The sequence below is a fragment of the Zobellella iuensis genome, assembly GCF_016746085.1.
Classification (GTDB): domain Bacteria; phylum Pseudomonadota; class Gammaproteobacteria; order Enterobacterales; family Aeromonadaceae; genus Oceanimonas; species Oceanimonas iuensis.
Genome location: NZ_JAERTZ010000026.1, coordinates 378837 through 402771, shown reverse-complemented (window position 1 = coordinate 402771; position 23935 = coordinate 378837). Strand labels below are relative to the sequence as shown.

At 61.4% G+C, this 23935-nt stretch carries 26 protein-coding genes; 16 read left to right on the top strand and 10 right to left on the bottom strand.

Annotation, left to right across the window (positions count from 1 at the left end):
* The first annotated feature begins 146 nt into the window (after positions 1–146).
* From pomA to thiI, 3 genes are all read left to right on the top strand, one after another.
* Complete coding sequence (gene pomA / locus JKV55_RS15865) at positions 147–902, top strand: flagellar motor protein PomA (protein WP_202087758.1); 756 nt, start codon at positions 147–149, stop codon at positions 900–902.
* Between the two features lie 47 nt (positions 903–949).
* Positions 950–1795, top strand: coding sequence for a flagellar motor protein MotB (locus JKV55_RS15860; protein WP_237332938.1), 846 nt, complete (start codon positions 950–952; stop codon positions 1793–1795).
* A 108-nt stretch (positions 1796–1903) separates the two neighbouring features.
* Complete coding sequence (gene thiI / locus JKV55_RS15855; protein WP_202087756.1) at positions 1904–3352, top strand: tRNA uracil 4-sulfurtransferase ThiI; 1449 nt, start codon at positions 1904–1906, stop codon at positions 3350–3352.
* Between the two features lie 5 nt (positions 3353–3357).
* On the opposite strand, the gene JKV55_RS15850 is transcribed toward thiI, so the two are convergent.
* The gene (locus tag JKV55_RS15850) at positions 3358–4278 is read right to left on the bottom strand and encodes a ketopantoate reductase family protein (RefSeq protein WP_202087755.1); all 921 of its coding nucleotides are present in this window, start codon (positions 4276–4278) and stop codon (positions 3358–3360) included.
* A gap of 128 nt (positions 4279–4406) precedes the next feature.
* Here JKV55_RS15850 and JKV55_RS15845 point away from each other — a divergent pair, with 128 nt between their 5' ends.
* Positions 4407–4889: a YajQ family cyclic di-GMP-binding protein gene (locus JKV55_RS15845; protein ID WP_202087753.1), complete on the top strand. Its 483-nt coding sequence runs from the start codon at positions 4407–4409 to the stop codon at positions 4887–4889.
* Positions 4890–4921: 32 nt separating this feature from the next.
* Here JKV55_RS15845 and JKV55_RS15840 read toward each other — a convergent pair whose 3' ends face one another.
* The 5 genes from JKV55_RS15840 to JKV55_RS15820 all read right to left on the bottom strand — a co-directional run bounded on the left by JKV55_RS15840 (position 4922) and on the right by JKV55_RS15820 (position 9665).
* Positions 4922–5770, bottom strand: a complete 849-nt coding sequence (locus JKV55_RS15840; protein WP_202087750.1) for a nucleoside-specific channel-forming Tsx family protein — start codon at positions 5768–5770, stop codon at positions 4922–4924.
* Positions 5771–5926: 156 nt separating this feature from the next.
* Positions 5927–7291 carry an AmpG family muropeptide MFS transporter gene (locus tag JKV55_RS15835; protein ID WP_439654915.1) on the bottom strand — a complete coding sequence of 455 codons (1365 nt, stop codon included), beginning with the start codon at positions 7289–7291 and terminating at the stop codon, positions 5927–5929.
* Complete coding sequence (locus tag JKV55_RS15830; RefSeq protein ID WP_202087746.1) at positions 7279–7854, bottom strand: peptidylprolyl isomerase; 576 nt, start codon at positions 7852–7854, stop codon at positions 7279–7281. The genes JKV55_RS15835 and JKV55_RS15830 overlap by 13 nt, the downstream gene beginning before the upstream one ends.
* Before the next feature lie 83 nt (positions 7855–7937).
* Positions 7938–8516 carry a YajG family lipoprotein gene (locus JKV55_RS15825; RefSeq protein ID WP_202087744.1) on the bottom strand — a complete coding sequence of 193 codons (579 nt, stop codon included), beginning with the start codon at positions 8514–8516 and terminating at the stop codon, positions 7938–7940.
* A gap of 12 nt (positions 8517–8528) precedes the next feature.
* Positions 8529–9665 (bottom strand): methyltransferase, encoded by a 1137-nt coding sequence (locus JKV55_RS15820; RefSeq protein ID WP_202087742.1) that lies wholly within the window; start codon positions 9663–9665, stop codon positions 8529–8531.
* Positions 9666–9727: 62 nt separating this feature from the next.
* On the opposite strand from JKV55_RS15820, the gene JKV55_RS15815 reads away from it, so the two are divergent.
* The 10 genes from JKV55_RS15815 (at position 9728) to nqrM (ending at position 18187) form a co-directional block, all read left to right on the top strand.
* Positions 9728–10330, top strand: a complete 603-nt coding sequence (locus JKV55_RS15815; RefSeq protein ID WP_202087740.1) for an alpha-ketoglutarate-dependent dioxygenase AlkB family protein — start codon at positions 9728–9730, stop codon at positions 10328–10330.
* A gap of 60 nt (positions 10331–10390) precedes the next feature.
* On the top strand, positions 10391–10708 hold the full coding sequence (locus JKV55_RS15810) for a BolA family protein (protein ID WP_202087739.1): 318 nt from the start codon (positions 10391–10393) through the stop codon (positions 10706–10708).
* Between the two features lie 376 nt (positions 10709–11084).
* Complete coding sequence (locus JKV55_RS15805) at positions 11085–12428, top strand: Na(+)-translocating NADH-quinone reductase subunit A (protein ID WP_202087909.1); 1344 nt, start codon at positions 11085–11087, stop codon at positions 12426–12428.
* Positions 12429–12431: 3 nt separating this feature from the next.
* Complete coding sequence (locus JKV55_RS15800; protein WP_202087738.1) at positions 12432–13670, top strand: NADH:ubiquinone reductase (Na(+)-transporting) subunit B; 1239 nt, start codon at positions 12432–12434, stop codon at positions 13668–13670.
* Positions 13663–14433 carry a Na(+)-translocating NADH-quinone reductase subunit C gene (locus tag JKV55_RS15795; protein ID WP_202087737.1) on the top strand — a complete coding sequence of 257 codons (771 nt, stop codon included), beginning with the start codon at positions 13663–13665 and terminating at the stop codon, positions 14431–14433. The genes JKV55_RS15800 and JKV55_RS15795 overlap by 8 nt, the downstream gene beginning before the upstream one ends.
* Entirely contained in the window at positions 14426–15058 is a 633-nt protein-coding gene (locus JKV55_RS15790) for an NADH:ubiquinone reductase (Na(+)-transporting) subunit D (protein WP_202087736.1), read from the top strand. The genes JKV55_RS15795 and JKV55_RS15790 overlap by 8 nt, the downstream gene beginning before the upstream one ends.
* A gap of 1 nt (position 15059) precedes the next feature.
* On the top strand, positions 15060–15656 hold the full coding sequence (nqrE, locus tag JKV55_RS15785; RefSeq protein WP_202087735.1) for an NADH:ubiquinone reductase (Na(+)-transporting) subunit E: 597 nt from the start codon (positions 15060–15062) through the stop codon (positions 15654–15656).
* A gap of 26 nt (positions 15657–15682) precedes the next feature.
* Positions 15683–16906 (top strand): NADH:ubiquinone reductase (Na(+)-transporting) subunit F, encoded by a 1224-nt coding sequence (gene nqrF, locus JKV55_RS15780; protein WP_202087734.1) that lies wholly within the window; start codon positions 15683–15685, stop codon positions 16904–16906.
* Positions 16907–16926: 20 nt separating this feature from the next.
* A complete protein-coding gene (locus JKV55_RS15775; RefSeq protein WP_202087733.1) occupies positions 16927–17961 on the top strand; it encodes an FAD:protein FMN transferase in 1035 nt (344 codons plus the stop codon).
* Between the two features lies 1 nt (position 17962).
* Positions 17963–18187, top strand: a complete 225-nt coding sequence (gene nqrM / locus JKV55_RS15770; protein WP_202087724.1) for a (Na+)-NQR maturation NqrM — start codon at positions 17963–17965, stop codon at positions 18185–18187.
* Here nqrM and JKV55_RS15765 read toward each other — a convergent pair.
* Positions 18180–18329 carry a hypothetical protein gene (locus JKV55_RS15765; RefSeq protein WP_202087716.1) on the bottom strand — a complete coding sequence of 50 codons (150 nt, stop codon included), beginning with the start codon at positions 18327–18329 and terminating at the stop codon, positions 18180–18182. The genes nqrM and JKV55_RS15765 overlap by 8 nt on opposite strands.
* Between JKV55_RS15765 and dinB the strand changes: the two genes are divergently transcribed.
* The gene (dinB, locus tag JKV55_RS15760) at positions 18328–19371 is read left to right on the top strand and encodes a DNA polymerase IV (RefSeq protein WP_202087714.1); all 1044 of its coding nucleotides are present in this window, start codon (positions 18328–18330) and stop codon (positions 19369–19371) included. The genes JKV55_RS15765 and dinB overlap by 2 nt on opposite strands.
* A gap of 38 nt (positions 19372–19409) precedes the next feature.
* On the opposite strand, the gene JKV55_RS15755 is transcribed toward dinB, so the two are convergent.
* The 3 genes from JKV55_RS15755 to JKV55_RS15745 all read right to left on the bottom strand — a co-directional run bounded on the left by JKV55_RS15755 (position 19410) and on the right by JKV55_RS15745 (position 23100).
* A complete protein-coding gene (locus JKV55_RS15755; RefSeq protein WP_202087706.1) occupies positions 19410–19748 on the bottom strand; it encodes a hypothetical protein in 339 nt (112 codons plus the stop codon).
* Positions 19749–19843: 95 nt separating this feature from the next.
* Positions 19844–21310, bottom strand: coding sequence for an aminoacyl-histidine dipeptidase (locus JKV55_RS15750; protein ID WP_202087704.1), 1467 nt, complete (start codon positions 21308–21310; stop codon positions 19844–19846).
* A gap of 155 nt (positions 21311–21465) precedes the next feature.
* Entirely contained in the window at positions 21466–23100 is a 1635-nt protein-coding gene (locus JKV55_RS15745) for a methyl-accepting chemotaxis protein (protein ID WP_202087703.1), read from the bottom strand.
* A gap of 334 nt (positions 23101–23434) precedes the next feature.
* Between JKV55_RS15745 and gpt the strand changes: the two genes are divergently transcribed.
* Positions 23435–23905: a xanthine phosphoribosyltransferase gene (gene gpt, locus JKV55_RS15740; protein ID WP_202087701.1), complete on the top strand. Its 471-nt coding sequence runs from the start codon at positions 23435–23437 to the stop codon at positions 23903–23905.
* Positions 23906–23935: the final 30 nt, after the last annotated feature.

The following is a 23935-nucleotide window of genomic DNA, read 5'->3' as shown; positions in this document are numbered from 1 at the left end:
GATATAGATACTCTGCGAGGCCCGGGCGGGGTTTTGAGCTAAAGAAATTTTGAGCCGGCCGATAACAACGGAAGCGACAAGGCGCGTCCTGACAGGGTAATATTGGCGCCCTTTAATGCCCGCAACCACTCAATGAGGACCCTGCTTTGGATCTGGCGACACTAATCGGATTGATCGGTGCCATGGCCTTTATCGCCATGGCGATGGTGCTGGGGGGCGGCATGACCATGTATGTGGACGTGCCGTCGATTTTTATTGTGCTTGTCGGCTCCCTGTTCGTGGTGATGATGAAGTTCAACCTGGGCCAGTTTCTGGGCGCGGCCAAGGTGGCGGCCAAGGCGTTCATGTTCAAGCTGGAAAAGCCCGAAGACCTGATCGAGCGGGTGGTGCAACTGGCCGACTCCGCGCGCAAGGGCGGATTCCTGGCATTGGAAGAGGCGAACATCACCAATCCGTTTTTGCAAAAAGCCGTGGACATGCTGGTGGATGGCCATGAGCAGAATGTGGTCAAGGCGGCGCTGGAAAAAGACATCGATCTGACCGCCGAACGGCAAACCGAAGGGGCGCGTATTTTCCGGTCACTGGGCGATGTGGCGCCGGCCATGGGGATGATAGGCACCCTGATCGGCCTGGTCGCCATGCTGGCCAATATGGACGATCCCAAGGCCATAGGCCCGGCCATGGCGATTGCCCTGCTGACCACCCTGTATGGCGCCATGCTGGCCAATATGGTGGCCTTGCCGATCGCCGACAAGCTCGAGCTGCGCTCGGGCGAAGAACGCCTTAACCGCACCCTGATCCTCGACGCCATCCTGGGCATCCAGGACGGGCAGAATCCGCGGGTATTGCAGAGCCTGCTGGAGAATTACCTGGCCGACAGCAAGCGGCCCAGGGAGGAATAGTGGCCGGCAAGAAAAAAAAAGCGGGACCGGCCGGCGCCCCGGCCTGGATGGCCACCTTCGCCGACCTGGCCACCATTCTGATGAGCTTCTTCGTGCTGTTGCTGGCCTTTGCCGAAATGGACGTGCTCAAGTTCAAGCAGATTGCCGGCAGCATGAAATTTGCTTTCGGGGTACAGAACCAGTTGGAGGTGTCCGAGATCCCCAAGGGCACCTCGGTGATCGCCCTCGAGTTTCGTCCGGGCCAGCCCCAACCTACCCCCATTGATGTGATCATGCAGCACACGACCGACTCTACCCTGGCCGAGCTGGACTTTCAGCCCGGGGAGTCGGACAGGGCGGCCGGGCAAAGTCGGGAAAGCGGCAACCTGAGCGGCAGCGATGACCCCGACATTCCCCAGACGGATCCGCAAACCATGGCCCTGGCCCGGGAGCTGGCCGAACAGCTGAGTTCATCGATAGAGCAGGATGCCATTGAAATCGAAGCCCTGGGCCAGCAGGTGATTATCCGCATCAAGGAAAATGCCTCTTTCCCGGCCGGCTCCGCCTTTTTGCAGCCCCAGTTCTGGCCGGTGGTGCGCAAAATTGGCAGCCTGGTCAATGACCTGCCCGGCGAAATACTGGTGTCCGGCCATACCGATGACATCCGGACCAGCAACGAGCTGTTTCGCTCCAACTGGGAGCTGTCTGCCCAGCGGGCCCTGGCGGTGGCGGATCAACTGCTGCGGGTGGAGGGCTTCGACGATGGCCGCATGGCGGTGATCGGCCTGGCGGATTCCCGCCCGCTGGAGCCCAACGATTCGGCGGAAAACCGGCGGCGCAACCGGCGGGTGGAAATCACCATCTCCCAGGGCAAACCCAAGTTCACCTCGCCGCTGGAGTTGAACGCCCCCTGACGGCTCCCGCCGCGAATTGATGCGCTCCCGCTATTTTTTAAGCGAAAGCCCGGCTTTGTTGTATAATGCCGGGCTTTCGTTTTTGTGTTGTCCCGGACGTACCGAACTATGAAATTTATTATCAAGCTGCACCCAGAAATCACCATCAAGAGCAAGTCGGTGCGTCAGCGCATGAGCAAGATCTTGCAGGGCAATATCCGCAATGTGCTCAAGCCGGTGGATGAGCACGTCAAGATCCGCGCCGACTGGGACAAGCTGATCGTGCGCACCAATATCATGACCGAAGAGCACCGCCAGGCCATGGTGTCGGCGCTGGCCTGCATCCCTGGCATTCAGTGGTTTCTGGAAGTCAAGGAATGCAAGGTCGAGTCCCTGGATGACATTCTGGCCCTGACCGTGGAGATGTTCGGCGACAAGCTGGCCGGCAAAACCTTCTGTGTGCGGACCAAGCGTCGCGGTCAGCAGCCGTTCAGTTCGCTGGATGTAGAGCGCTATGTGGGCGGTGGCCTGAACCAGCGGTGTGAAACCGGCGGGGTGCGCCTCAAGAATCCGGAGGTGCAGGTCAACCTGGAGCTGGACGGTGATCGTCTGTTCCTGGTGAGCGAACAGCACGCCGGGCTCGGCGGTTTCCCGATTGCCACCCAGGAGAGCGTGCTCAGCCTGATGTCCGGTGGCTATGACTCCGGGGTGGCCTCCTACCAGTTCATCAAGCGTGGCAGCCGGGTGCATTACTGCTTCTTCAACCTGGGAGGGCAGGAGCACGAGGCGGGGGTGCGCGAAGTGGTGCACTACCTGTGGCAGAAGTACGGCTCTTCACACCGGGTTAAGTTTATTTCCGTGCCCTTCGAAGGGGTGGTAGCGGAAATCCTCGAGAAAATCGACAAGGGCCATATGGGGGTGGTGCTCAAGCGCATGATGATGCGTGCCGGCGCCGCCGTGGCCGAGAAGCTGGCGATTGGCGCCCTGGTAACGGGCGAGTCCATGGGCCAGGTGTCCAGCCAGACGGTGACCAACCTCAATGTGATTGACCGGGTGACCGACACCCTGATCCTGCGACCGCTGATCGCCGCCGACAAGCAGGACATCATCGATGTGGCCCGGCAGATAGGCACTGCCGCCTATGCCGAAAAAATGCCGGAATATTGCGGCGTGATTTCGCAAAAACCGACCATCAAGGCGGATTTGGCCAAGGTGGAGCAGGAAGAGGCGAATTTCGACTTCGGGGTGCTCGACACCGCCATCCAGGCGTCTTTCGTGGAAGATGTGCGCGAGCTGGCCAAGGCCTGGGTGCTGCCGGAGGTGGAGTTCAGCAAGGGCGAGGATGCCGAAGAGGTGATCCTCGATATCCGTGCGCCGGAAGAAGAGGAAGATGCGCCGCTGGCGGTGGCCGGTCACCAGGTGGTGCATATGCCGTTCTTCAAACTGGCGCATCATTTCTCCGAGCTGGATCCCGGCAAGACCTATCTGCTCTACTGCGCCCGGGGGGTGATGAGCCGGTTGCAGGCGATCCACCTGAAGGAGCAGGGGTTTGACAATGTGAAGGTGTATCGCCCGTAAGGGCTTTATCCGTTTGAGGTTCGCCGCCGGGGAGGCTTGCCGCTGCGGCGCTGTATTTCCCGATACAGCTGCCGGCACACGGGGACCGGAAGTTCGTTCGCGTTGTTGATCACGTAACCGGTGATGTAGTCGATTTCGGTGCGTCGGCCGTGGGCCAGATCCTGGTGCATGGAAGAGTAGTTGGTGGCGGTCAGCTCGATGACCTTGTGCAGGCGCCGCCGAAAATCGTCCAGCTGCTCCTGCCCGCCCAGTTTCAGCATCACCTGATGCACCTCTTCGCTCAATTGTTCCAGCACATCGGCAAAGCGCGGCTCCAGCAGCTGACCGTTGCGGATGTTGTGGCAGGCGGTGAGCGGGTTGATGACGGCATTAATGGCGAGTTTTTGGTGTTGTAAGCGAAGTATGTCTTCACTCCATTGGGCGTGACCCAGGGCGGCGGCCAGCGGCGAGACCAGGCCGGCGTGGCCGGCGGCCGCGGCATTGATGGGCCCCAGCCAGGTTTCGCCCTTGCCGGTATGGCGGACCAGCCAGTCGCCTTCTTTCATGGCGCCGTGGCTGCTGACAGCGGCAATCAGCGGGTTGCGCGGATACAGCGCCTGTACCTGCGCGGCCACGCCCAGGCCATTGTGCAGCAGTATGATGGGGGTGCTTTCCGGTAACTTGTGCAATCCCTGCAGGGCTTCCACCACCTGGTAGGCTTTGGTCACCACCAGCAGGCAGCGGATCTGCCCGGCCTGCTCGGCGAAGCACGGCCGGGTGTGGATGAGTTGATGGCGACCGCTCAGGGTGATCAGGTCCAGGCTGGGATGCAGGTGTCCGCGATGGCGCTCGGACAACAGCAAGGAGACCGGCTCGCCCTGCCGGCGCAGCAGCCCGGCCATGACGCAGCCCAAGGCGCCGGCCCCCAGAATGGTCCACTCTGTCATCGCTCTTCCCCTGATATTTGTTATTATCACTTTCTACTTGAAGCTATACGGTAGCCGTGAAGCGCCGCCGATGCCAGCGACTTTTTTTGTGGCCTTACCGGCCGCCACAGTGCAGTAAAGGAGCCAAGATGCCGTCTTTTGATATTGTCTCTGAAGTAGAGATGAACGAGGTCCGTAACGCGGTGGACAATGCCAACCGCGAGCTGGAAACCCGCTTCGATTTCCGCGGGGTGGAAGCCAGTTTTGAACTGAACGACGGCAAGGTCAAATTGGGTGCCGATGCGGAGTTCCAGCTGCAGCAGATGCTGGACATACTGCGCGCCAAGCTGATCAAGCGTAATGTGGACACCAATGTGATGGAAGAAGGGAAGGTGGTACATTCGGGCAAGCGCTACTTCCTCGATGTGGAGTTCAAGCAGGGCATCGACAGCGCCTTCGCCAAGAAGCTGGTGAAGCTTATCAAGGACAGTAAGATCAAGGTGCAGGCGTCCATTCAGGGCGATCAGGTGCGGGTCAACGGCAAGAAGCGCGACGAACTGCAGGAGGTCATCGCCCTGCTGCGCCAGAGCGAGCTGGAGCAGCCGCTGCAGTTCAACAATTTCCGGGATTGAATGGGAAGGGGCCGAATGGCCCCTTTGTCTTATCAGAACTTGTAGGTGACGGCGAAGTAGTGGCCCACGCCTGAGGTATCCTGGGTGAAGCCGGTGCCGTCGCTGCCGTCCTTGAAGAAGGCCATGTTGTTGTAGGCCTTGAGGCCGTAGCCCACGGCGTAGCGGTCGGAATGCCAGTAGATGCCGTTGAACCATTCCAGGGCGTCCTTGGTGCGGCCCGCCTCGGCACCTATGGTGCTGGCGCCGAATTTGTAGTCCAGGTAGCCCTGGTAGGCCACGAAGCTGCCGTTGTCGAAATGGTAGAAGGGCTTGAACCAGTTGGTGGACAGCATGTAGCCGTCCCACTTGCCCTCGTCCGGGGCGCCGTAGTTTTCGCGCACATAGCGGCCGTAGAGGTTCAGCCCCATCTTGCCGAACCAGGGCATCTGGATATCGGAGCCCAGGCCCACGTAATGTTCGAACAGGCCACCGAAGGCACCGCTGTCGGCCACGTTGGTGACGGTGGCGATGTAAAGTTCCTGCACCGGGCCGAAGGACAGATCGGTCTTGGTCAGGGCATCGAGGGACAGGCGGGGCGCGAACTTGAAGAAGAAGTTGTCGCCGCCGTAGCGGTCGTCGCCCTTGCTGTCGAAGATGTCGAACACATCCAGGTAACCGTAGAGATCGAACAGGCCCGAGCGGCCGCCGAATTCCATTTCCAGGTAGGTGGTGTCCTGGGCGCCGAAGGGGATCTTGTTGCCTTCGCTGCGCATCAGGTTGAACTGCAGCCACTTGTAGTCGTTCTTGTGGATGTCGTCGCTGTAGTCGGCGGCCTGGGCCACGGGGGCGGCGAGGGCGGTCAGTACGCCGGCGGCGACCAGGTTTTTAAGCATTTTAGCCATCTGTCTGTCTCTTCTTTTCATTATGAAACGACAAGGTTTTCCTTAACCGTCGAGGCAGGAATTCCCGGGGGTGGGGGGAGTCTAGGCGGGTGAAAAAAGGGCGCAAGACCGCAAACGATTGCGCCCTTTCAGTTTTGTGACCGCGGTTGCATTCGCCTATTTGGCGGGGGGATGCAGCCGGGTGACCAGGTGGATCAGCAGCAGTACCGGCATGCCGATGGCGGCGGTGCCGATAAAGAAAGTGGCATATCCATAAGAGTCCACCATTATGCCGGAGAAGCCGGCGATGAACTTGGGCAGCAGCATCATCACTGAGCTGAACAGCGCATACTGGGTGGCGGAGAAGGCCACGTTGGTCAGGCTGGACAGGTAGGTGATAAAGGCGGCGGTGGCGATGCCGGCGCTCAGGTTGTCGAGGGAGATGATCAGCGTCAGCAGCAGCAGGTCGGCCCCCAGCTGGCTCATCAGGGCGAACAGCAGGTTGGTGCTGGCGGCGAGCACGGCACCCAGCATCAGGATGCGCAGGGTACCGAAGCGCATCACCAGCAGGCCGCCCACGGCCGCCCCCACCAGGGTCATGATCACACCGTAGACCTTGGTGACGGTGGCGATTTCCGACTTGCTGAAGCCCATGTCCACGTAGAAGGGATTGGCCATGACCCCCATCACCACGTCCGAGATGCGGTAGCAGGCGATCAGCGCCAGGATCAGCAGCGCCTGCCAGCCGAAGCGCTGGAAGAACTCGGCGAAAGGCGCCACCACGGCGCTTTTCAGGAAGGCCAGCAGGGCGGCCGCAGGGCGGGGCCAGCCCCGTTCCATCAGCGCCTGCTTGTGCTCGGCCTGGGCCTGCTGCTGGGCGGCCAGATCCACCTCGGGCTCATGCAGCAGCAGGCAGGTAATCACCCCCACCAGCATAAAGCCCATCATGCACAGGTAGGCCACCTTCCAGCCGACGGGATCGTAACCCAGATCCGAGCCGGCCCAGGCGGCGATGGCCAGGGCACCGGCCCCCGCCATGATCATCGCCAGCCGGTAGCCGGTCATGTAGGCGGCGGCCAGGGCGCCCTGCAAGCGTTCCGGGGCGGCCTCGATACGGTAGGCGTCGATGACGATGTCCTGGGTGGCGGAGGCGAAGGCCACCGCCAGGGCGAACAGCGCCAGGCTGACCAGCTGGGTGGTGGGATCGGAAAACGCCATGCCGGCCAAGGCCGCCATGATGGTGAGCTGGGAAAACAGCATCCAGCTGCGCCGCCGGCCCATTTTGCGCGACAGCCAGGGCAGCGGCAGCCGGTCCACCAGCGGCGACCACAGCCATTTCACCCCGTAGGCCAGCGCCACCCAGCTGAAAAAGCCGATGCTGGTGCGGCTGACCCCGGCTTCCCGCAGCCAGAACGACAGGGTGCCGAACACCAGCAGCAAGGGCAACCCGGAGGAAAAGCCGAGGGCGAACAGGGTAAGGACCCGCCGCTCCAGATAGATGGACAGGTTTTGCTGCAACTGGGTCATGGTCAGGGTTCTGATGGGGGCTCTCCCTGGTCGGCGAGCCGACGTGCTTCTAGCAGGATAATGGGCTGTTGCGGCACATCACGGGCACGCAGCTGCAGGTTCATGCCGGTGGGAACCGCCGCCATCCGTTGCAGTATCTGTTCGCCGTCGATGACCTTGCCGAACACCGTGTAGCCGGCCTGGCGACCCGCATCCAGGGAGCGGTTGTCGTTCAGGTTGATGTAGAACTGGCGGGTGGCGCTGTCGGGATCCTGGGTGCGGGCCATGGCGATGGTGCCGGTCAGGTTGGACAGGCCGTTGGCCGATTCGTTGGCCACGGGATCATAGCTGGGCAGCGGGCTGAAGTCGGTCTTAAAGCCGCCACCCTGCACCACGAAGCCGGGGATCAGGCGGTGGAACAGGCTGTTGTTGTAACTGCCGTCATCCACATAACGCAGGAAGTTGGCGACGGTCAGCGGTGCCGCCTCCTCGTTCAGTTCCACTTCCAGCCGGCCCATGTTGGTGACCAGTTCGACCCGGGGGCCGGCCAGTGCCGGCAGGGCCAGCAGGCCGGTCAGTAACCACAGGATAGCTTTCATATATTCTCCATGACTGTTTGTTGGCCCGGCCAGGGCGATGAGGACAGGGCTGGTTCCACCGCCAGGGACGGAGCCGCTGTCGCTCAGTTGCCGTTGATAAAATTCTGTACGTCGCGGTCGGCCAGCATGTCCTGCAGCAGCAGCGACAGCTGTTTGTTCAGGGCCTCTTTGACCTTGTCCAGTTCCGGGTGCAGACGGCCGGGGAATTCTTCCTGGGCGCTGCGGCGATACTGCTTGGTGATGGTGCGGCCGTTGCGTTCCAGGGTCAGTTGCATACGCAGTTGCTGTACCACATCGTAACTGATATGGCCGCGGATCACCCGGGCCAGCACTTCCTGCAGCTCCAGCTCCATGCGCACATTGGCGCCGTTCTCGATAAAGGCGCCCTGGGTGCTCAGGCCCTGGGCCAGCGCCTGTTCCAGCTGGACGCGCAGGTTATTGCTGGCGCCCACCACCACCGGGGATTTGTTCAGCTGTTCAATCTGGATGATAAAGTCGTTGGCGCGGCCATCCTTGCTGCTCAGGGAGACCGACTGGCCGCGATAGACGCCGCCGCCGACCTGGGCGGAGGGGCTGACGTCGACGGCGATGGGGTAATAGCTGGCGCAGGCGCTCAGACCCAGGGTCAGAATGATGGCGGTTAACCATTTCATGGATTTCATCTAGCGGTTTCCTCAAGGGTTTTTAATGGCTCTCAGGATAACGAATTTGCGATTGGATGCCACTACTCGCAGATTACCGAAAAGCCGTTTCAGTTTTTGATGGTAATCGAGGTGGCGATTGGCCACCAGCAACAGTTCGCCGCTCCGGCGCAGCACCCGCTTGGCATCCACGAACATCTGCCAGGCGATATGATCGGTAATGGCCTGCTGCTGATGGAAGGGCGGGTTGCACAGCACCAGATCGACACTGTCCGGCGCCATGCCGTCGAGACAGTTATTGACCATAAAGTGGGCGCGGGCCTCGGCGTCGGGCAGGTTGTGCTGCACATTGAGCCGGCAACTGGCGATGGCCATGTGGGACTCGTCCACGAAGGTGACCTGGGCTTGCGGGTTGCGCGCCAGGGCCACCAGCCCCAGTACGCCGTTGCCGCAGCCCAGATCGACCATGCGCCCCGGACGGTTGGCGGGCAGTTGTTCCAGCATAAAGCGGGCGCCGATATCCAGGCTGGCGCGGGAGAACACATTGGCATGGTTATAAATGGTAAAATCGGTGCCTTCCAATGGCCAGGCCAGCGGCGGCGGCAGGGGCGAAGGGGTCTTGGCCGGATCCGGGGTACAGAAGACCAGCCGGGCTTTTTTCCAGGCCAGGCTGGTGTGGGTGGGGCCTATGTACCGTTCGAACAGTTGCAGGGTGGAGCCGTGCACGTCCCTGGCCTTGGCACCGGCGATCACCAGGGTATCGGGCCCCATCACCTGGCTCAGCGCAGCCAGCTGGTATTCCAGCATGGCGTTGGTTTTGGGCAGCTTGAACAGCACCAGCCCGGGGTTGTCGGGCCAGGCGGAGAGGCTGTCCAGCGGCTGCCAGTCGGGCTCCAGGCCGTTGTCGCGGGCGTTGGCCGCCAGTGCCAGCTCCGCTACCCGGGAGTCGGTGACGGTATAGGGTCTGAGGTGGTGCAGCCCCAGGGTGAGGGCGCCGAAGCCGTCGTTGACGATCACCGGCGGGGTTGCCCGGTCCTGTGTCTGTGCGGCCACTTCGTTCATGATATATTCATCGGCCGCGTCCCAGGCTTGCAGGCCGTGTTGGGCGGAGCGGGGGTAACGGTGCAGTATCAGCTCGCCGCCCTGGGGCAGGGGAAAGTGATGATTCATAACGATAGATGGCCCGAATAGCGAAAAAGGGACATTTTAACAGTTCACGGGGGAAAAGCAGCATGGGCTTATGGGGCGAGCAGCCCGAGTGGATTGAGCTGATCCAGGGGCGGCTGTTGTGGTGGCCGGATGCTTTTGCCGCCGAGGCCGACGCCTGGTTGCTGCAATTGCAGCGAGAGATCCCCTGGCAGCAACATCGGCTCAGGCTGTTCGGGCGTGAGCTCGACGAGCCCCGCCTGTCCTGCTGGATGGGCGAGGCGGCCTACCGTTACTCCGGGCAAACTCGCCAGCCCTTGCCCTGGCATCCGCTGGTGGCGGATATCCGCCGGCGGCTGGAAGCCCTGTGCGAGCGGCCGTTCAACGGGGTGCTGCTGAATCTCTATCGCGACGGTCAGGACAGCATGGGCTGGCATGCGGATGACGAACCCGAGCTGGGGGCCGACCCGGTCATCGCCTCGCTCAGCCTGGGGGCGACGCGCCGTTTTACCTTGCGCCATCGGCAGGGGGAACGCCGGCAGCTGCTGCTGAATCACGGCAGCCTGCTGGTGATGGCCGGTGAAATGCAGCATCATTGGCAGCATGCCTTGCCCAAGGCGGCCGGTGTAACGGAGGCCCGCATTAATCTGACCTTTCGTTATCTGCCGCCCCGGGGCCGTGCGGCGTGAGGGGTGTTGTTTGTCCCTTACGCCTCACCTCCTCACCCCTCACAATACCAGGAGTCGACTATGTCCATACAAGCCACCATCGAACGCAAGGTGCAAGAGGCCTTCGTGCCCGAGCACCTGGAAGTCATTAATGAAAGCTATATGCACCGGGTGGCGCCCGGTTCCGAAACCCACTTCAAGCTGGTGGTGGTGAGTGCACGCTTCGAAGGCCAGCGCCTGCTGGCAAGGCACCGGGCGCTGAACGCCCTGCTGGCCGATGAACTGGCGGGCGGCGTCCATGCCCTGGCGTTGCACACCCTGACCCCGTCCGAATGGCAGGCCCGCGGCGGCGTGCCCGACAGCCCGGCCTGCCGTGGCCAGGGCGGTGTGTCGGCCTGACCGTCCATGTTACCCGGCCTTGGTTTTTTTGTTACCGCTCCGGCCCCGCCGGGCGGTGGCCCGGTGTTTGCGTTTGCGCAAGCAATATGCGACCAAGGGCTAATAAACAGCCAAATATCATGGCCTTATTTTTGCTAGCCGCGAGCTGAGGTCATCCGTTTTTGCTGAAAGAAGCGGTAATTTTTGGTAATTGCCATGGCAGCCGCCGCGTGAAAAGTGCTAGAATTATGCGCCTTTTATATCGGGCTGGATGTTACCGGACTGTAGTCATGCTGTTGCCAAGACGATAGAGGCAGACCGGTAGCGACTCATCAGCATGTTGTCATGTCTGACATGGCAAGTACCTGTCTTCCCCTAACAAGTAGTGCAAGTGAGTATGATTACAATTAAAAAAGGACTGGACCTCCCTATCTCCGGGGCCCCAGAGCAAGTAATCTACGATGGTCCTGCCATCCAACGTGTTGCTACGCTGGGCGAGGAGTTTGTGGGAATGCGCCCTACCATGTATATCAAGGTAGAGGACCGCGTTAAGAAAGGTCAGGTGATCTTCGAAGACAAGAAGAATCCTGGCGTTAAATTCACAGCTCCCGCCGCCGGTACAGTGGTTGAAATAAATCGCGGCGCCAAGCGTGTACTGCAATCCGTGGTGATTGCCGTCGATGACAGCGAAGAGCAGATTACTTTTTCAAAATACGCTTCCACCGAACTGTCCAAACTTGAACGTGACACCGTCAGAGAGCAGCTGGTTGAATCCGGCATGTGGACCGCCCTGCGTACCCGCCCTTTCAGCAAGGTGCCGGCCGTAGGTTCTACCCCGCGCTCTATCTTTGTTACGGCCATGGACTCCAACCCCCTGTGCGCCAACGCCGAACTGATCATCAAGGAAAATGCCCAGGCGTTTACCGATGGTCTGCAGGTGCTGAGCCGCCTGACCGATGGTCAGGTGCATGTGTGCAAGGGCGAGGGCAGCTTGCCTCAGGCCCAGGCTGACAACATCAAGGAACATGTGTTCGTTGGTGTGCATCCCGCCGGTCTTCCGGGCACCCACATCCACTTTATCGATCCCATCGTCCCCGGCAAGGTGGTCTGGTATATCAACTACCAGGACGTCATCGCCTTCGGCAAGCTGTTCACCACAGGTGAACTGTTCACCGATCGGGTGGTCGCCCTGGGGGGCCCCGTGGTACAGAAGCCCCGTCTGCTGCGTACCCGCATCGGCGCCTCCCTGGAAGCGCTGACCGCCGGCGAGCTGCAGGATGGTGAAAACCGCATTATTTCGGGCTCGGTGCTGTCCGGTACCAATGCCAATGGTCCCTACGCCTATCTGGGTCGTTACCATCTGCAGGTGTCGGTACTGGCCGAAGGTCGCGAAAAAGAGTTCATGGGCTGGCTGGCGCCGGGCGCCAACAAGTTCTCCGTGACCCGCGCCTACCTGAGCCACCTGGCCAAGGGTAAGCTGTTCGACCTGACCACCACCACCAACGGCTCTGCTCGGGCGATGGTTCCCATCGGCAACTACGAGCGCATCATGCCTCTGGATATTCTGCCGACTCTGTTGCTGCGTGATCTGCTGTCCGGTGATAGCGACAGCGCCCAGACCATGGGCTGCCTGGAACTGGATGAAGAAGATCTGGCGCTCTGTACCTACGTGTGCCCGGGCAAATACGATTACGGCCAGGTCCTGCGTCAGTGTCTGACCAAGATTGATCTAGAGGGCTAAGTAATGAGCTTGAAACACACTCTTGAAAAGCTCGAACACCATTTCGAGCCGGGTGGTAAATACGAAAAGTTTTACGCCCTGTATGAAGCGGTAGCGACCGTACTCTATACCCCGGGCATGGTAACCCGCAACGCCTCCCATGTGCGCGACAGCATCGATTTGAAGCGCATCATGATCATGGTGTGGCTGGCGACCTTCCCGGCCATGTTCTTCGGTATGTACAACGCCGGCGGCCAGGCCATTGCGGCCCTCACCAGCATGTACAGCCCGGCCGAACTGGCCGCGGTCATCGATGGCAACTGGCGTTACGGCCTGGCCCAGAGCCTGGGGGCAACCCTGGGAGAAGGCGCCGGCTGGGGCAGTAACCTGCTGCTGGGTGCCATGTACTTCCTGCCCATCTACCTGACCGTGTTCGTGGTCGGTGGCTTCTGGGAAGTGCTGTTCGCGTCCGTGCGCAAGCATGAAGTGAACGAAGGCTTCTTCGTGACCTCCGTGCTGTTCGCCCTGATCGTGCCCGCCACCCTGCCCCTGTGGCAGGCCGCCCTGGGTATCACCTTCGGTGTGGTCATGGCCAAGGAGATCTTCGGCGGTACCGGCAAGAACTTCCTCAACCCGGCCCTGGCCGGTCGTGCCTTCCTGTTCTTCGCCTACCCGGCTGAAATTTCCGGTGATGCGGTCTGGACCGCGGTCGACGGTTTTTCCGGCGCCACCGCCCTGGGCCAGTGGGCTGCGGGTGGTCAGGCCGCGCTGATGGACGTGAATACCGGTGCCGTGATCAGCTGGATGGATGCCTTTATCGGCAACATGCAGGGTTCCATCGGTGAAGTGTCCACCCTGGCCATCCTGATCGGTGGTCTGTTCATCATCTACCTGGGCATCGCCTCCTGGCGTATCGTCGCCGGCGTGATGATCGGCATGGTGCTGACCGCGACCCTGTTCAACGTCATCGGCTCCGACACCAATGCCATGTTCTCCATGCCCTGGCACTGGCACCTGGTATTGGGCGGCTTTGCCTTCGGTATGATGTTCATGGCGACCGACCCGGTGTCCGCTTCCTTTACCAACAAGGGTAAATGGTGGTACGGCGCCCTGATCGGGGTCATGGTGGTGCTGATCCGCGTGGCCAACCCCGCCTTCCCCGAAGGCATGATGCTGGCCATCCTGTTCGCCAACCTGTTCGCGCCCCTGTTCGACCACTTCGTGGTGCAGGCCAATATCAAACGGAGGCTGGCTCGTGGCTAAGAAAGAAACAATCGGCAGAACCTTTGCCGTGATCGGTGGCTTGTGTCTGGTGTGCTCCATAGTGGTGTCCGTTGCCGCCGTGGGCCTGAAGCCGATTCAGCAGCGCAACCAGGTTCTGGATGTGCAGACCAATATCGTCGACGTGGCCGGCCTGGGCCGGGCCAATGTGGCGGAAAACTATGCCCGCTACATCGAGGCTCGCCTGGTGGATCTGGATACCGGCGAGTTCTCCGACCTGCCGGCGGAAGGCTATAACCAGCGTAATGCCGCCAAGGACACTTCCGCCAGCATAGCGCTGAGCAGCGGTGAAGATCCGGCCGGCATCCGCCGCCGCGCCAACCTGGCGCCGGTGTACCTGGCCAAGGACGAAAACGGCGAGCTGGACAGCATCATACTGCCGGTACACGGCCAGGGCCTGTGGTCCACCATGTACGCCTTCGTCGCGGTCGCCCCGGACGGCAACACCATCAAGGGCATCACCTACTACGAGCAGGGGGAAACTCCCGGACTCGGCGGTGAGATTGAAAACCCCAACTGGCGTGCCCAGTTCGTCGGCAAGCAGTTGTTCGATGAGCAAGGCCGGCCGGCGCTGCGGGTAGTCAAGGGCGGCGCGCCCGAAGGTTCGGAACACGGTGTGGACGGCCTGTCCGGTGCCACCCTGACCTCCAACGGCGTTCAATATACCTTTGAATTCTGGATGGGTCCCAAAGGCTTCGGTCCTTTCCTTGCCAAGATTCGTGAAGGAGAGCTGAACAATGGCTGATAAAGCTGAAATGAAAAAGGTGTTGTTCGGACCCGTGTTCGGCAACAACCCCATCGCCCTGCAGGTACTGGGGGTTTGCTCGGCACTGGCGGTAACCACCCAGATGCAGACGGCATTCGTGATGTCGCTGGCGGTTGTCGCGGTAACGGCGTTTTCGAACCTGTTTATCTCGCTGATCCGCAACCAGATCCCGAACTCGGTACGGATTATCGCCCAGATGGCGATCATCGCCTCCCTGGTTATCGTGGTGGACCAGATCCTCAAGGCTTACGCCTACGACATCTCCAAGCAGCTGTCGGTGTTTGTGGGTCTGATCATCACCAACTGTATCGTCATGGGTCGCGCCGAAGCCTACGCCATGAAGAGCCCGCCCATGATGTCCTTCCTGGACGGCATCGGCAACGGCCTGGGTTACGGTCTGATCCTGCTGGTGGTGGCCACGGTGCGTGAGCTGTTCGGTGCCGGCACCTGGTTCGGTATCGAGATACTGCCGCTGATCAAGAACGGTGGCTGGTATCAGGCCAACGGCATGCTGCTGTTGCCGCCGAGCGCCTTCTTCATCATCGGTGGTTTTATCTGGATACTGCGTACTTTCCGTCCGGAGCAGGTGGAGGCGAAGGAGTAACATGGAACATTTTCTGAGTCTGTTTGTCCGCGCCGTCTTTATCGAGAACCTGGCGTTGGCCTTCTTCCTGGGGATGTGTACCTTCCTGGCGGTGTCCAAGAAGGTGAAAACCTCCTTCGGCCTGGGGGTGGCGGTTATCGTGGTGCTGACCATAGCGGTGCCGGTGAATAACCTCATCTACAACTTCATCCTCAAGGATGGCGCCCTGGCGCCCGGGGTGGATCTGAGCTTCCTGAACTTCATTACCTTTATCGGGGTAATCGCGGCGCTGGTGCAGATCCTGGAGATGACCCTGGACAAGTTTTTCCCCGCGCTTTACAACGCGCTCGGGATCTTCCTGCCACTGATCACCGTGAACTGTGCCATCTTCGGTGGCGTATCTTTCATGGTGCAGCGGGACTACAACTTCGCCGAGTCCATCGTCTACGGTTTTGGCTCAGGTGTGGGCTGGATGCTGGCGATTGTGGCCCTGGCCGGTTTGCGTGAGAAGATGAAGTATGCGGATGTGCCCGACGGCCTGCGTGGCCTGGGGATCACCTTTATTTCCGCCGGCCTGATGGCCCTCGGCTTCATGTCTTTCTCTGGCATTTCTCTGTAAACCCAGTGACGGAAAAGGAATAATCGATGGAAATCATTCTAGGCGTGGTCATGTTCACCGTGATCGTGCTGGTCCTGGTAAGCATTATCCTGTTTGCCAAGTCCAAGCTGGTCGCGGAAGGGGATGTGACTATCAGCATCAACGACGATCCCGAAAAGGCGATCACCTCCGGCGCCGGCGTCAAGCTGCTGGGCGCCCTGGCCGCCAACGGTATCTTCGTCTCTTCTGCCTGTGGTGGCGGTGGCTCCTGCGGCCAGTGCCGGGTACGTGTGCTGGACGGGGGCGGTGAAATCCTGCCCACCGAGCTGGATCACATCTCCAAGCGCGAAGCGCGTCACGGCGAGCGCCTGTCCTGTCAGGTGAACGTCAAGGGCGACATGAAGATCGAGCTGCCGGAAGAAGTGTTCGGTATCAAGAAGTGGGACTGCGATGTTATCTCCAACGATAACAAGGCCACCTTCATCAAGGAACTCAAGCTGAAGATCCCCAACGGCGAAAGCGTACCTTTCCGTGCCGGCGGTTACATTCAGATCGAGGCGCCGCCCCACCACGTCAAGTACAAGGACTTCGACGTGCCCGAGGAATACCGGGAAGACTGGGACAAGTTCAAGATCTTCGATCTGGAGTCCAAGGTAGACGAGGAAACCATCCGCGCCTACTCCATGGCCAACTATCCGGAAGAAGAAGGCATCATCATGCTGAACGTGCGGATCGCCACTCCGCCGCCCAGCAACTGGACCGCCCCTCCCGGCAAGATGTCCTCCTACATCTGGTCGCTGAAGGCCGGTGACAAGGCCACCATTTCCGGTCCCTTCGGTGAGTTCTTCGCCAAGGATACCGATGCCGAGATGGTGTTTATCGGCGGTGGCGCCGGTATGGCCCCGATGCGCTCGCACATCTTCGATCAGCTCAAGCGCCTGAACTCCAAGCGCAAGATCAGCTTCTGGTACGGTGCCCGTTCCAAGCGCGAGATGTTCTACGTGGAAGACTTCGACGGCCTGCAGGAGCAGTTCGACAACTTCAAGTGGCATGTGGCGCTCTCCGATCCCCAGCCCGGCGACGATTGGACCGGCTACACCGGTTTCATCCATAACGTGCTGTACGAGAACTACCTGCGGGATCACGATGCGCCCGAGGATTGCGAGTACTACATGTGTGGTCCGCCCGTGATGAACGCCGCCGTGATCAACATGCTCAAGAACCTGGGCGTGGAAGATGACAACATCCTGCTGGATGACTTTGGTGGTTAAACAATAGTGGTTAAACACTGATGAAATCTTATGTAAGCAACTGGCTGGCCCCCCTGGGGCTGGCCTTTTTATTGGCGGCCTGTAAGCCGTCCGGCCCCGAACAAGCGCAGTTGCACCTGACCGGCAATACCATGGGCACCTACTATTCGGTGAAGGTGGTGGGAGCCGACGAGAGTCGGGCACGCGAGCTGCAGGACGAGATCGATCGGCGGCTGGAGCGGGTTAATGATCAGATGTCCACCTACCGGGAAGACTCCGAACTGAGCCGCTTCAACCGCCATGGTGACGACAGTCCCTTCCCGGTCTCTGCCGATTTTGCCAAGGTGGTGACCGCCTCGCTGCAACTGGGGCGGCAGACCGGGAAGGCGCTGGATGTGACGGTGGGGCCCCTGGTCAACCTGTGGGGCTTCGGTCCCGATGCCCGGCCTAGCCGGATCCCGAGCGAGCAGCAGCTGGCCGAGGTCCGGGCGCGGACCGGCCTGCAGCACCTGGCGGTGAAGGTGGATGCAGAGGGGGAATACCTGAGCAAGACCATTCCCGAACTCTATGTGGACCTGTCCGCCATCGCCAAGGGCTTCGGCACCGATGTGCTGTCCGAGTACCTGGCGGAGGAAGGCTTTGCCAATTATCTGGTGGAAATCGGCGGGGATCTGCGGGTCAGCGGCACCAATGCCCAAGGGCAGCCCTGGCGTATTGCGGTGGAAAAACCGGGGCCGGGAATGGGGGCGGTGCAGCAGGTGATAGCGGTGGACAACAATGCCGTGGCCACCTCCGGCGACTACCGTAACTATTACGAGCTGGACGGCAAGCGGCTGTCGCACACCATGGATCCGGTGACCGGTAAGCCCATCAGCCATCAACTGGCGTCGGTGACAGTGGTGCATCCCTCCTGTATGATCGCCGATGGGCTGGCCACCGCCCTGACGGTGATGGGCACCGAGCGGGCACTGGCCTTTGCCGAAGAACACCGCCTGGCCATCTACCTGCTGACCAAGACCGACGAAGGCTTCCGGGTGGATATGTCCAGCGCCTTCAAAAAGTATTTAAGAGGTTGATATGCTGTATTTCTTTGTTACGTTAGTGGTGTTTGCCCTGGTGATGGCCGCCATGGCCATCGGCTACATCGTTCAGCGTAAAACCATCTCCGGCTCCTGTGGCGGCCTGGGCTCGGTCGGGGTGGAGAAAGCCTGCGACTGCCCCGACCCTTGCGATAACCGCAAGAAGAAGATGGCCAAGGAAGAAGCCCGCCGCAAGATGCTGGAAGAAAACCGCATCATTTAGCTTTAAGCCCGAAGCTGGAAGCCTGAAGCAATCCGGTTTGCCTTGAACGAGACAGGCGAGCATTCTTGTCCAGCTTCCAGCTTCCAGCTTCCAGCTTCCAGCTTCCAGCTTCCAGCTTCCAGCTTCCGGCTTTGATTGTCATGCGCAAGATCATCCACGTCGATATGGACTGCTTTTTCGCCGCGGTGGAGATGCGCGCCCATCCCGAGTGGCGGGATATTCCCCTGGCCATCGGCGGCAGTGCCAGCCGGCGGGGGGTTATCGCCACCTGCAACTACCCGGCCCGGGCCTTCGGGGTGCGTTCGGCCATGGCCAGCCACCAGGCGTTGAAGCGCTGTCCCGGGCTCTTGCTGATCCCCGGTAATATGGCCGAGTACAAGGCGGTGTCGCGCCAAATCCGTGAGATATTCGGTCGCTATACCGATCTGGTCGAGCCGCTGTCACTGGACGAGGCCTACCTGGATGTGAGCGACAGCCCCTGGTTCGGCGGCAGCGCTACCCTGATCGCCCGGGATATCCGCCGGGCCATTCGGGACGAGCTGCAGCTGACCGCCTCCGCCGGGGTGGCCCCCAACAAGTTCCTGGCCAAGATCGCCTCGGAAGAAAACAAGCCGGACGGCCTCTTCGTGCTGCCGCCGGAGCGGGTCGAGGCATTCATCCACCATTTGCCCCTGGCCAGGATCCCCGGGGTCGGGCGCAAGACGGCGGAGAAGCTGGCGGCACTGGGGCTTGAATATTGCAGCCAGCTGGCGGCGGTGGGAGAGGCCGAGCTGATGCGCCGTTTCGGCAAATTCGGCCAGCTATTGTGGCTGCGGGCCCGGGGTATAGACGAACGGGCCGTGCAGACGGAATGGGTGCGCAAATCGGTGGGGGTGGAGACCACCCTGGCCGAGGATCTTCACCGGGCCGAGCAGGGGTTGCTGGTGCTGACCAAACTCTGGCCCGAGCTGGTGCGACGGCTTGGCGACAGGCCGGTGTGCGGCCTCTGTATCAAGCTGAAGTTCAGCGATTTCGAGCAAACCACCCTGTCCCGACGCTGCCCGAGGGCGGAGCTGCCGCTGGCGTTGCGGCTGTGCGAACAGGCTTGGGCGCGGGCCCGGGGGCGGGGGATACGGCTGGTGGGGGTGAGTGTCGAGCTGGCGGGTCCGCGGGCCGACGAGCGGCAGCTCAGTTTCGAGTGGTAAGGGTTTTCTTGTTTGCTTCGCTCTGTGCCGGCGCCCCCTTATTTTGCGGAATTGAGGTGGTCTTCTTCCGCAAACTGCCAGCCGTGATTGGCCGAGGGGGAGGCCGCCGGCGGGAGGCTCGATGGGGCTGACGGGGCTATAGCCGAGGGGGCCGCCTGCCCCAGCTCGACAGCCGGGCTGTGCCGGCCGTCGTCCGGGGCGGCCTGGCTGACCTGGGCCGGTTGTTCATGCCGGCGATCATGCTGTATTCCGGGGGCCAGCTTGCGGGTTTCATCCAACACTTCCCGACCGAAGTTCACCATCCGGTTCAGCAGGTTGTCGGCCATGGCCGGCGCCGCCAGCAGGGACAGCAACACACACAGGGGGGCGTATTTCATGGCGTCTTCCTCCATTCGGGCTATTGGCCAAGAGCATAAGCCAATTTGCTCTCCTTGCCTACCGGGGACGACATGGCTGGGTCCGATGCTGACGCTCAGCGGTCGTCGCTCTCGGGTATCTGCCCGAGCACCCGCACCAGCAGTTGCCAGAAGCGGGACACCGCTTCGATATGCACCCGCTCGTCCGGGGAATGGGCGCCCTGAATGGTGGGTCCGAAAGACACCATATCCCACTCCGGATAGACCGCCTTGAACAGGCCGCATTCGAGGCCGGCGTGGATCACCTTGACCGCCGGCTGGACCCCGAACAGGGTCTCATGGGTGTCGAGCAGCAGCCTCATGATGGCGGAGTCGGGGTTGGGTTGCCAGCCCGGGTAGGCGCCGTCGAAGCGGCAGTCGGCGCCGGCCAGGCGGAACACCGCCGCCGTCATCTCCGCCACCCGGTCCCGGCCCGCATCGCTCAGGGAACGGATCAGGCATTGCACGTAGACCTGCTCCGCTTCTGTCTTGATCACCCCCAGGTTGGTGGAACTCTGCACCACCCCGGCCAGGGCCCGGCTCATTTCCATCACCCCGTGGGGGCAGGCGAGCAGGGCGGCCACCAGCCGGTGTTGCAGAGCCGCGCTCATCACCCGCGGCGGCAGCCCGGCGGGCTCGAGTTCCAGGCGGATAAAGTCGTCCACGCCGGCGAACTCGGCGGCGTACTGGCGGCGATATAACTCAACCAGATCTTGTGCCCGCTCCAGCTCGGCGGCGGGCAGGGTCAGCAGGGCCCAGGCTTCCCGGGCGATGGCGTTACGCAGGGTGCCCCCGTGAAGCTCGGCCAGCCGAGCCGGGATATGCTGGCCGATATCGTGCAGCAGCTCCGCCAACAGCTTGTTGGCGCTGGCCCGGCCCTGGTGGATATTGATGCCGGAGTGGCCGCCGCGCAGGCCGGTGATGGCCAGGCGCACCGCCTGGTGCCCGGCGGGGACGGGCTCTGCCTCGTAGGGCAGGGTGATGTTGGCATCCACCCCGCCGGCGCAGCCCATGTAGACGTCGCCGTCCTGCTCCGAGTCGGTGTTGAGCAGGATCTCGCCGCGCAACAGACCGGGCTCCAGGCCGAAGGCGCCGGTCATGCCGCTTTCCTCGTCCACGGTCAGCAGCACTTCCAGCGGGCCATGCTGCACCTTGTCGTCGGCCAGCACCGCCAGGCAGGCGGCCAGGCCGATGCCGTTGTCGGCGCCCAGGGTGGTGCCGCGGGCGCGGACCCAGTCGCCGTCGATCCAGGGCTGGATCGGATCCCGGGTAAAATCATGGGGGCTGTCGGCGTTGGCCTGGGGAACCATATCCATATGGGCTTGCAATATCACCCCCTGGCGTTGTTCCATTCCCGCCGTGGCGACTTTGCGGATGATCAGATTGCCTACCTTGTCCTGCTGCACCGCCAGCCCCTGCTCCCGCGCCCAGTCGCCGATCCACTGGCGCAAGGCCGCCTCATGGCCGGAAGGATGGGGAATACTGCAGAGGGTGTCGAAAAACTGCCACAGCAGGGCAGGGGAAAGGCTACGGATTTCGCTCATGGGGTACCTTGCTTCTGACGCCGGTAGGGGAAAGCCGATAGCTTACCCCTCCGTCGCCGTCCTTTTCCATCATTTAACTGTATATTGTGATTATTTCGATTTTTTAATCCAAGAAATTAAATTCTATTGGTTTTATGAACTGCGTTCGTGCTCATCTATGCCTTGAACATATTGACTTCGTCCGACAGCTTGCGCCCCAGGCCGGACAGGGCCTCACCGGCACTGTCGGTCTCCTGGGTCTTCAGGCGGGCCTCCTCCGCCAGTTCGCTCAGCCGGCTCAGGTTGCGGCTCATCTCTTCGGTGGTTTGCCGCTGCTGTTCGGCGGCGGTGGCGATATGGCTGTTCATGTCGTTGATAAGCTGCATGCGTTCGCTGATGGCGGCCAGGGCGTCGCCGGCCTGATCGGCGGTGCCCTGGGTGTCCTTCGCCTGCTGCATCAGACCGTTCATATGGGCCACGGTGTCACTGGCTTCGGACTGCAGCCGCTGGATGATGTCCTGAATTTCGTCGGTCGAGCGCTGGGTGCGGGTGGCGAGGCTGCGTACCTCGTCGGCCACCACCGCGAAGCCGCGGCCCTGCTCCCCGGCCCGGGCCGCCTCTATGGCGGCATTCAGCGCCAGCAGGTTGGTCTGCTCGGCGATGGCGCTGATCACCTCCAGCACCTTGCCGATGTCCTGGGCCCGTTCGGCCAGGGTGGCCAGGCGATGCTGGGCCGAGGTGAGTTCGGCCACCAGGCCGGCCGCCACCTGGCGGGTCTGGGCCACCTTGCCGCTGCCGTCCCGGGCGGCCTCGGCCGAGGCATGGCTGGCCGAAGCCGCTTGCTCTGCCGACCTGGCCACTTCCTGGCTGGTGGCCAGCATTTGCTGCATGGCGGCGGCGACCTTCTCGGTTTCGGCCGACTGCTGCTCGGAAAGGCCGCGGTTATGGCGCACTATGTCGGACAGGCGACCGGCGGCGGCGTTCACCTCCTGGCTGATGGGAGAGAGCTGGCGGATGGTGACGGCCAGCCGTGAGCAGAACTGGTTGAAGCTTCGGCTGAGCTGGGCCACCTCGTCCCGGCCGTGTTCGTCCAGCCGCCGGCGCAGGTCTGCTTCGCCGTGAGAGATGTCGCGCAGGGCCCGCACCGTGTCACCCATCGGGTGCAGTATGCTGCGGATCAGTGCCACCGCCACCAGCACGGCGACGGTGCCGAGTCCCAGCACCACCAGCAGCACCTTGGTGGCGGTGGCCGCCAGTTGCTCGTGCACGTCGTCGATATAGATGCCGGTGCCGATGATCCAGCCCCAGGGGGTGAACAGCTCCACATAGGACACCTTTTCCACCGGCTCGCTCAGGCCCGGCTTGGGCCAGAGGTAGTGCACGAAGCCGCCGCCGGCCTGGCGTACCTGCTCTACCATCTCGAGGAACAGCGCCTTGCCGTTGGGATCCTTGAAGCCGCTGAGATCTTCGCCGTTGAGCCTGGGCTGCATCGGATGCAGGATCATGCGCGGCTGGCTGTCGTTGATCCAGAAATAGTCGTTGTTGCCGTAGCGCAGCTCGGCGATGGCGGCCAAGGCCTGTTGCCGGGCTTCGGCTTCCGGTAGCAGTCCCTGTTGTTGTTGCTGGTGATAAAAACCGGTCAGGCTGATCACTGACTGTACCTGGCGCATGGCCTGGGTGCGTTTTTCGTCGACCAGGCCCTGATAGAACAACCACAGCATCAGCAGGGTGACGCCCAGGATGCCGATGGAAAGCAGCAGCAGATTAAGATAAAGCCGTTTGGCGATGGAAAGCGAGCGCAGTAGTTTCACGTCCTTGTTCCTCTGTCGATAGCTTCTGCACCGGGCAGATAATTTCCCATACTAAATCAATGGAAAAGACTTTACGGCCGGCTGACTGCAAAAGTGGGATCTGCCCGGCTACCCCTTTAGTCTAATGATGATCGATGTGGCACCGGTGGCAATAAAAAGCTGTAACGCTGGTCAAGAATGGGCGCTATCTCTATAATGCGACCATTGTTTGCTCGTCATCCGGTCAAGGCCGGCACCAGGGCTGGGGCGCGTCTAGGGGCCGCCGCCTGCCGGGTACCACGGCGGACGACGGTGGCCAACTTGTCTCGAAAGCCAACATCCAAAGGTTCTGTTTATGTCCAACAAATTCGTCGTCACCTGGGATTCATTTCAGCGCGAAGCGCGCAAGTTGGCCCAGCGCCAGCTTCCCGCCAGTCAGTGGAAAGGCATTATTGCGGTTAGCCGCGGTGGCCTGGTACCGGCGGCCATCATGGCCCGGGAGCTGGGCATCCGTCATGTCGATACCCTCTGTATCTCCAGCTACGAGCACGATCACCAGCGTGCCGAGCTGCAGGTGCTCAAGCAGGTATCCGGGGACGGTGAAGGCTTTTTGATCGTCGATGACCTGGTGGATACCGGCAATACCGCCCGGGTGATCCGCGAACTCTACCCCAAGGCCAAGTTCATCACCGTGTTTGCCAAGCCGAAGGGCGAGCCGCTGGTCGATGATTTCGAGGTCCGGGTCGGCCAGGATACCTGGATAGAACAGCCCTGGGACATGAGCGTAACCTTTGTGCCGCCGCTGTGTGAACAAGACAACGCATGATAAGAAACGAAAAGGCTCCTCTGGAGCCTT

What these genes read in the sequence shown, in the direction of transcription:
- JKV55_RS15775 (WP_202087733.1), top strand. Translation starts at nt 16,927, where the DNA reads ATGAAATCTTATGTAAGCAACTGGCTGGCCCCCCTGGGGCTGGCCTTT.
- JKV55_RS15830 (WP_202087746.1), bottom strand. Translation starts at nt 7,854, where the DNA reads ATGAAAGCTATCCTGTGGTTACTGACCGGCCTGCTGGCCCTGCCGGCA.
- nqrF (WP_202087734.1), top strand. Translation starts at nt 15,683, where the DNA reads ATGGAAATCATTCTAGGCGTGGTCATGTTCACCGTGATCGTGCTGGTC.
- JKV55_RS15815 (WP_202087740.1), top strand. Translation starts at nt 9,728, where the DNA reads ATGGGCTTATGGGGCGAGCAGCCCGAGTGGATTGAGCTGATCCAGGGG.
- JKV55_RS15765 (WP_202087716.1), bottom strand. Translation starts at nt 18,329, where the DNA reads ATGACAATCAAAGCCGGAAGCTGGAAGCTGGAAGCTGGAAGCTGGAAG.
- JKV55_RS15845 (WP_202087753.1), top strand. Translation starts at nt 4,407, where the DNA reads ATGCCGTCTTTTGATATTGTCTCTGAAGTAGAGATGAACGAGGTCCGT.
- JKV55_RS15840 (WP_202087750.1), bottom strand. Translation starts at nt 5,770, where the DNA reads ATGGCTAAAATGCTTAAAAACCTGGTCGCCGCCGGCGTACTGACCGCC.
- JKV55_RS15810 (WP_202087739.1), top strand. Translation starts at nt 10,391, where the DNA reads ATGTCCATACAAGCCACCATCGAACGCAAGGTGCAAGAGGCCTTCGTG.
- JKV55_RS15860 (WP_237332938.1), top strand. Translation starts at nt 950, where the DNA reads ATGGCCACCTTCGCCGACCTGGCCACCATTCTGATGAGCTTCTTCGTG.
- nqrM (WP_202087724.1), top strand. Translation starts at nt 17,963, where the DNA reads ATGCTGTATTTCTTTGTTACGTTAGTGGTGTTTGCCCTGGTGATGGCC.
- nqrE (WP_202087735.1), top strand. Translation starts at nt 15,060, where the DNA reads ATGGAACATTTTCTGAGTCTGTTTGTCCGCGCCGTCTTTATCGAGAAC.
- JKV55_RS15755 (WP_202087706.1), bottom strand. Translation starts at nt 19,748, where the DNA reads ATGAAATACGCCCCCCTGTGTGTGTTGCTGTCCCTGCTGGCGGCGCCG.
- thiI (WP_202087756.1), top strand. Translation starts at nt 1,904, where the DNA reads ATGAAATTTATTATCAAGCTGCACCCAGAAATCACCATCAAGAGCAAG.
- JKV55_RS15750 (WP_202087704.1), bottom strand. Translation starts at nt 21,310, where the DNA reads ATGAGCGAAATCCGTAGCCTTTCCCCTGCCCTGCTGTGGCAGTTTTTC.
- JKV55_RS15825 (WP_202087744.1), bottom strand. Translation starts at nt 8,516, where the DNA reads ATGAAATCCATGAAATGGTTAACCGCCATCATTCTGACCCTGGGTCTG.
- JKV55_RS15850 (WP_202087755.1), bottom strand. Translation starts at nt 4,278, where the DNA reads ATGACAGAGTGGACCATTCTGGGGGCCGGCGCCTTGGGCTGCGTCATG.
- JKV55_RS15805 (WP_202087909.1), top strand. Translation starts at nt 11,085, where the DNA reads ATGATTACAATTAAAAAAGGACTGGACCTCCCTATCTCCGGGGCCCCA.
- JKV55_RS15790 (WP_202087736.1), top strand. Translation starts at nt 14,426, where the DNA reads ATGGCTGATAAAGCTGAAATGAAAAAGGTGTTGTTCGGACCCGTGTTC.
- JKV55_RS15800 (WP_202087738.1), top strand. Translation starts at nt 12,432, where the DNA reads ATGAGCTTGAAACACACTCTTGAAAAGCTCGAACACCATTTCGAGCCG.
- gpt (WP_202087701.1), top strand. Translation starts at nt 23,435, where the DNA reads ATGTCCAACAAATTCGTCGTCACCTGGGATTCATTTCAGCGCGAAGCG.
- JKV55_RS15820 (WP_202087742.1), bottom strand. Translation starts at nt 9,665, where the DNA reads ATGAATCATCACTTTCCCCTGCCCCAGGGCGGCGAGCTGATACTGCAC.
- dinB (WP_202087714.1), top strand. Translation starts at nt 18,328, where the DNA reads ATGCGCAAGATCATCCACGTCGATATGGACTGCTTTTTCGCCGCGGTG.